This is a genomic window from Yoonia sp. (assembly GCF_017854415.1).
GTDB lineage: Bacteria > Pseudomonadota > Alphaproteobacteria > Rhodobacterales > Rhodobacteraceae > Yoonia.
Genome location: NZ_JAFMHR010000155.1, coordinates 1 through 6,160, shown reverse-complemented (window position 1 = coordinate 6,160; position 6,160 = coordinate 1). Strand labels below are relative to the sequence as shown.

The 6,160-nt window shown below is 52.5% G+C and carries 6 protein-coding genes; 2 read left to right on the top strand and 4 right to left on the bottom strand.

Annotated features, from left to right (window positions below):
• The coding region (locus QZ197_RS14095) for a hydantoinase/oxoprolinase N-terminal domain-containing protein (protein WP_296432765.1) at window positions 1–437 on the bottom strand (437 nt) is incomplete at its 3' end.
• 401 nt (window positions 438–838) lie between these two features.
• On the opposite strand from QZ197_RS14095, the gene QZ197_RS14090 reads away from it, so the two are divergent.
• Window positions 839–1,378, top strand: coding sequence for a transcriptional activator RfaH (locus QZ197_RS14090; RefSeq protein ID WP_272146223.1), 540 nt, complete (start codon window positions 839–841; stop codon window positions 1,376–1,378).
• A 174-nt stretch (window positions 1,379–1,552) separates the two neighbouring features.
• The gene (locus QZ197_RS14085) at window positions 1,553–2,665 is read left to right on the top strand and encodes a glycosyltransferase (protein ID WP_272146221.1); all 1,113 of its coding nucleotides are present in this window, start codon (window positions 1,553–1,555) and stop codon (window positions 2,663–2,665) included.
• A 466-nt stretch (window positions 2,666–3,131) separates the two neighbouring features.
• On the opposite strand, the gene QZ197_RS14080 is transcribed toward QZ197_RS14085, so the two are convergent.
• The 3 genes from QZ197_RS14080 to QZ197_RS14070 all read right to left on the bottom strand — a co-directional run.
• A complete protein-coding gene (locus QZ197_RS14080; protein ID WP_272146219.1) occupies window positions 3,132–4,091 on the bottom strand; it encodes a GDP-L-fucose synthase in 960 nt (319 codons plus the stop codon).
• A gap of 9 nt (window positions 4,092–4,100) precedes the next feature.
• Window positions 4,101–5,222 carry a GDP-mannose 4,6-dehydratase gene (gene gmd, locus QZ197_RS14075; RefSeq protein WP_272146217.1) on the bottom strand — a complete coding sequence of 374 codons (1,122 nt, stop codon included), beginning with the start codon at window positions 5,220–5,222 and terminating at the stop codon, window positions 4,101–4,103.
• Window positions 5,223–5,763: 541 nt separating this feature from the next.
• Window positions 5,764–6,160: hypothetical protein (locus QZ197_RS14070; RefSeq protein ID WP_296432763.1), on the bottom strand; the 397-nt coding region annotated here is incomplete at its 5' end.

The window sequence follows — 6,160 nt, the reverse complement described above, 5'->3', positions numbered from 1 at the left end:
GGTTCAATATCGGCGCGGGTCAGCGGCAGTAATTCACTGCCGCTCGCATCCATCCGGCCCGGCACAGTATAGCGCATCTGACGCGGCAATAGTGGCTCGGGCAGGGTGAGGTTCAGGTCGTATTGTTCAAAGCGCGATTCCGTGCGCATTTCGATCACATCACGGAAACCGCTGGTGGTGATCAGAGCAGTCTTTGCACCGCGCCGTTCGATCAGCGCGTTGGTAGCCAACGTCGTGCCGTGGATAATCTGATCGATCTGAGCGGCGTCAATCCCGGCTTTAGCGCAAACCTGCTGCATGCCATCGATGATCGCATTTTCCGGGGCGACATACGTCGTCAGAACCTTGGTTGAAAACGATTGAACCCCGATTTCAAGGACGACGTCGGTAAACGTTCCTCCGATATCGACGCCTAAGCGCACTGAATGTTTGGTCATGGACGTCCCTCAAATTCGATATTGCCAAAATTGAGGGATCAAAACCGGAAACACAAACTGTTTGTCCGAAAGTGAATGGCAATTCGTTTGCCGCAGCTGCAAACCCTCGGCAGACGTCTAAGGTCAAAGGGCAAAATGGGTCATTCGCAAGGCTGTAAGACATTCTAACAAAAAGCAGGATGCGGTCCGTCGCAATAGCAGGTCACACCTTCACGCCGTGGCCGACCAAGCGGTGCGCCGGCATTGTAAACGGCCATCTAAAAATTTCACTATCATCCAAGTCATCTGGCAAGCATAGTCTTTGCTAAGATCGTACGATTTCAGGCAATCGGTGGCGAAAGCGAACCGGTTTATAAGGTATAACCGAGATAGATTTTGTTAGGGACGATCGGGTAATTTGCATGATCACAGACGGCGCGCCAAACTCGACAGCATTGATCAATGACTGGTATGTTCTGCAAATCAAACCAAATGGTCTGAAAATCGCTGAAACCAATCTGGCCAGACAGGGCTACGAAACGCTGATGCCAATGCGTGAAGTCACGCAGCCGTCAAGGCACGGTTTGCAAAGGTCAAAACGACCGTTGTTCCCGGGGTACCTGTTTTGCGCATTGGCTGATGGTCAGATCAATTGGCGTGCTGTGGCGAACACACGCGGTGTGGCGCGGGTGGTGACAGGGACGGGAGGCCAACCAGCGCAACTACCTTCCCAAGTCGCGCACGACCTGCTTCTTGCGACGGCTCAGAGTGGAATGTTGATGGCGATACCACGTTACCAACCTGGCGACCCTGTCAATGTAATCAACGGACCATTTGCAGGATGGCTGGCCAAAGTCGTGGCGGCAGATGATGAAGGTCGCATACAATTATTGGTTGATCTTATGGGGCGTAAAACACAGGTTAATATCGCCGGTGAAGATGTTGAAAGACGGCAAGGATGACGAAACAAGCGCAAAGCGGCCCTCGCTCTTTCGTGCCCCTATTTCAGGTGGGCCTGTGTTTCAAACGGCGCAGTACGCGACATGCTTTGGGAATAGACATAGTGAACCGCATTGAATGCTGGTACAAGCTGTCCGTGTGCCCAGCAAATTTCATGCGACATATTGGCTAGCGAAATGCAATTTGATCCAGACCGTTTTTTGCAGCCGTACCATGCGCTTCTTGTGCTTATTTCGTTCACGGCTTGTATTGTGATCATCGCGCTCGCAAAATTTGTCCCACGACTGCGTGGGCGCGAAAATGATACGACTGCGGTGCAGTCAATGCATGTAAACCCAACCCCGCGTGTCGGTGGGCTTGCCATTTTTGGCGGCTTGGCGTGCAGCGTTGTGTTCTTTCCTGTTCAGGTCACGCAGGGCTATGTGGGCTTTGCGCTGGCGATGTCGATGCTTTTCCTCGTTGGCCTAAGAGAAGATCTAGGTTTCGACGTCTCGCCCAGACTGCGATTATTGGTGCTTGTTGGCGCCAGTTTGGTCGTTGTTGTCGTGGTTGGAGAATGGCTACCGCGGATCGGGGTTTTCTTTCTTGATCCTTGGTTGTCGTATTGGGTCCTTGGCGTTCCGGTCACCTTGCTTATATCGGCTGGGGTTGCGAACGGCTTTAATCTGATCGACGGGGTCAATGGGCTTGCGGCAATGACGGCTACGACGGCGGCTGTTGCGCTTGCGGTGATTACGCAGCAGTCAGGCTACACGCCTATGGCAAACGTTAGTATGATGCTTGCTGCGGTTATCTTTGGTTTTTTCTTGGTAAACTTCCCGTTTGGGCTCATCTTTTTAGGTGATGCCGGTGCCTACACGATCGGATTTGTGCTGGCTTGGTTTGGTATTGCTGTGATCGTGAATGCGCCGGCAGTTTCGCCTTGGGCCATTTTGTTGACGGTGTTTTGGCCTTTGGCTGATACTTTGCTTGCCATTTACCGCAGGACCCGCCGTAACACAGGGGCGATGTTACCGGACCGCTTGCATGTGCATCAGTTGGCCATGCGCGGGCTTGAGATTTGTTTTCTAGGGCGAAAGAGACGCAACATTTCGAATTCGCTAACGACGGTCGTCTTGGCGCCTTTTGTGATCGCTCCGCAGATCGTCGCGGTCCTGTTATGGGATGATAACCGCAATGCGTTTTACGCGGTTGTTGTCTTCTTGGTGCTGTTCTTTGTAACTTATGCTGGGGCCCTTTCAGTTGTTCGAAACTATCGGCTAAAAGCCGTGTTGGGCGCGCATAACTGATAGCTCCACTTCTTTGATCATACCTATCGTTCAAAGGCTTTCGGCGGGAACGACGAACGCATGATGCCTTCATGATCAGGGATATGAATTGAGGCATGACGGCGGTTGTGACATCCAAGCGAGATGTGGAATCGCGTTGGTTCACCGGCAAAAAAACAGTTCTCTTGTGGTGGACTGAAATGCTCGGCTGCATCACAGACGTGGGCTTCGCGTACCACAAGAAGAGCCAGACCAAGGGTCTAAATCACTGACCGCCCCGGGCGCGTGCGGCGTCTCGAATTCATGGTTCTCGGCGGGCGTCTTGATTGTTGACAACCCCGACGCTGCATCAAGCGGCGCAGATCCTGCCACCTGCCCCTGAATGCGTGATGGCAAAGTACACTTCTTTGCCCCTAGAAAGCGACGAAAGACGGGTGCCTGCATCGCCAAAAGGCAAAGCCGGATTGACCATATGCTCTATAGCGCCTTAACCCCTCAAACTTTCAATATTTGCAAGATACCATTGATAGGTCTCGGTGATCCCAGCCTCAAGTCCGATCCTCGCACGCCAACCCATATTTGCTAGGCGGCTAACGTCCATTAGCTTGCGAAGAGACCCGTCAGGCTTTGATAGGTCGGTTGTGATTATCCCATTGAAGCCCGTTATCCGCGCTACAAGATGCGCAAGTTCAAGGATCGAAATATCAACACCTGTTCCAACATTGATATGGCTCAGCATTGGCTTTGTATTTGCATCATAGTCTCGTTTCGGTAAATCGAGCACAAAGAGCGCGCCCGCCGCCATGTCATCTACATGCAAAAACTCTCGCCGAGGCGAACCAGTGCCCCAAATGGCGACTTCTTCCAACCGTTCCTGCGCGGCTTCATGAAAGCGACGAATAAGTGCAGGCAGGACGTGACTGTTTTCGGGGTGAAAGTTATCTCCAGGGCCATACAAGTTTGTCGGCATCACGCTGCGATAATCGACACCATGCTGTCTGTTGTAACTTTCACAAAGCTTGATGCCTGCAATCTTGGCCACAGCATAGGGTTCGTTTGTTGGCTCAAGTGTACCCGTTAGCAGTACATCCTCCCGCATCGGCTGTGGGGCGTGGCGCGGATAGATACAAGATGAACCAAGTTGCAGTAGTCGCTTCACGCCAGCAGCGAATGCCTCATGAATAACATTGCATTCGATCATCAGGTTTTCGTAAATGAAATTCGCGGGGTACGTATTGTTCGCGTGAATTCCGCCCACCTTGGCGGCCGCGAGGATGACCACATCAGGCCTTTCAGCTTGCATGAATTCCCGCACATCGCTCTGATTGGTCAGGTCTAGTTCTGCATGTGTGCGGGTGACAGTTTTTGTCTCGCCGCGCGCCTTGAGCTGCCGCAATATAGCGCTGCCAACCATGCCGCGATGCCCCGCCACATAGATTTTTTGCATCTGCAACCCTTAGCCTGCGCATGACACGGGCAGATCCATTCCGTGTTCCTTTAAAAGGGCATGGCGACGCGCGGCTATCAGGTCCGATGTCACCATTTCCGCGCACATCTCCTGGGCCGTGATTTGTGGCTCCCAACCAAGCTGTCGCTTTGCTTTGGACGGATCACCCAAAAGCGTTTCAACCTCAGCGGGGCGGAAATACCTTGGATCAATGCGCATCACGACATCGCCGACTTTGAGGGCAGGGGCCTTGTCACCGCTGATTGATGCGACAGTGGCGACTTCCGCGATACCTTCGCCAGTGAATTCCAACGTGAGACCAAGTTCTTCAGCTGACCACGTGATGAACTCGCGCACTGAATACTGTTTGCCTGTTGCGATCACGTAATCCTCTGGCGTGTCCTGCTGCAACATCATCCACTGCATCCGAACGTAGTCTTTTGCGTGGCCCCAGTCGCGCATGCTGTCGATATTACCCATGTAAAGACACGGCTCGAGGCCTTGCGCGATATGCGCCAGCCCCCGCGTAATCTTGCGGGTTACAAACGTCTCGCCGCGCCGCGGGCTTTCGTGGTTAAAAAGGATGCCATTACAAGCGTAAAGACCGTAAGCCTCACGGTAGTTCACAGTCATCCAGTAGGAATAAAGCTTTGCGACGGCGTATGGCGAACGGGGGTAGAAAGGCGTGGTTTCCTTCTGGGGTGTTTCTCGTACAAGACCAAAAAGCTCAGATGTCGAAGCCTGATAGAAGCGGGTTTTCTTTTTCAATCCCAAAAACCGAAGGGCCTCTAGCAGCCGCAAAGTACCCATTCCGTCGACGTCCGCAGTATACTCCGGAGCCTCAAAGCTGACGGCGACATGGCTTTGGGCGCCGAGATTATAGACCTCGTCCGGCCGCACCTGAGAAAGGATCCGCGTTAGGTTCGATGTATCCGTCAAATCACCATAGTGAAGCGTGAACTGCGCGTTATTGACATGCGGGTCCTCGTAAATGTGGTCGATTCGCTGCGTATTGAAAGACGAGGCCCGACGCTTGATGCCGTGAACTTCATACCCTTTTTCAAGCAGAAATTCGGCGAGGTAGGAACCGTCTTGGCCGGTGATACCGGTTATCAGTGCAGTTTTATTCATGATCTGCGTCCTACTCTTGTGAACTGACATGTGAATGAAAATTCAACCTAAGGTAGTATATAGTCAGTTTTATTCAATCTTAACAAGTCAAACGTCCGGTCGAGTCATTTGATGATTGAATTTGCACAGCCATGATCGACTGATATGTAGGGCAGATATCTGACTATTGCCGAAGCGTAGCTTGGTTAAACAATCATCACAGACTTCCTAGGATTGCTTCGGGAAGCTGGGTCGTCAGTGTTTCAGGCCTGGTCGAACAGATCATGATGCGAGGGGTTCCATGCCTCTCATGTCGGCGCACGCCGGGCGCTGGTTTCATTCTGCTTCAATAGATGCCGGGGCAAAATCTTAAGTAGGTCTTCAGATCCCGGGATCTGACGGCTCGTTTCTCGCGTGAAACTGCATGCCTGTACTTTAGGAATAAGCTCACTGTTCATGACTAACCGCCTTAGGGTCATGCATAGGATTCCCAGAAGGTGCGTTATCGGGCGTTTGAACGTGGGGGAGTTTGTTTCGGGAAAAATGCATCTCCCTTTCTTGCTCAATTCGCTTCCTGTTCGGTCACCGTCCGCTGCTGCTTGCTTTTCCGCATTGGCGCGAGCGATCCCCCTTTTTTAGAAATCTCCCGGATGGCTTGTGCCAAGCTGTCTTCCTCAAAGCCTGTTGCGCGTTGCAGATGTTCGAAATTCTGCGACAGGATGTGCAGAAGGCGTGAGGGATCGCTTTTGCGGATGCGTGTTTTGCGCACCGTGATCCCACCACGCTCCTCGACGGTCTGCTCATATTCCACGAACGGGTCGTGTTGCGCGCGTGCCGTGATATCGATGCGCGGGGATCCGGTTACGATATCATATGTTAGCATCGGCGCATTGGCCTCGAAGATCTGGGTTTGAAGATAGCGCAGAATGCTGGAGGCGGAGGATGCAGGCGCGTCAACA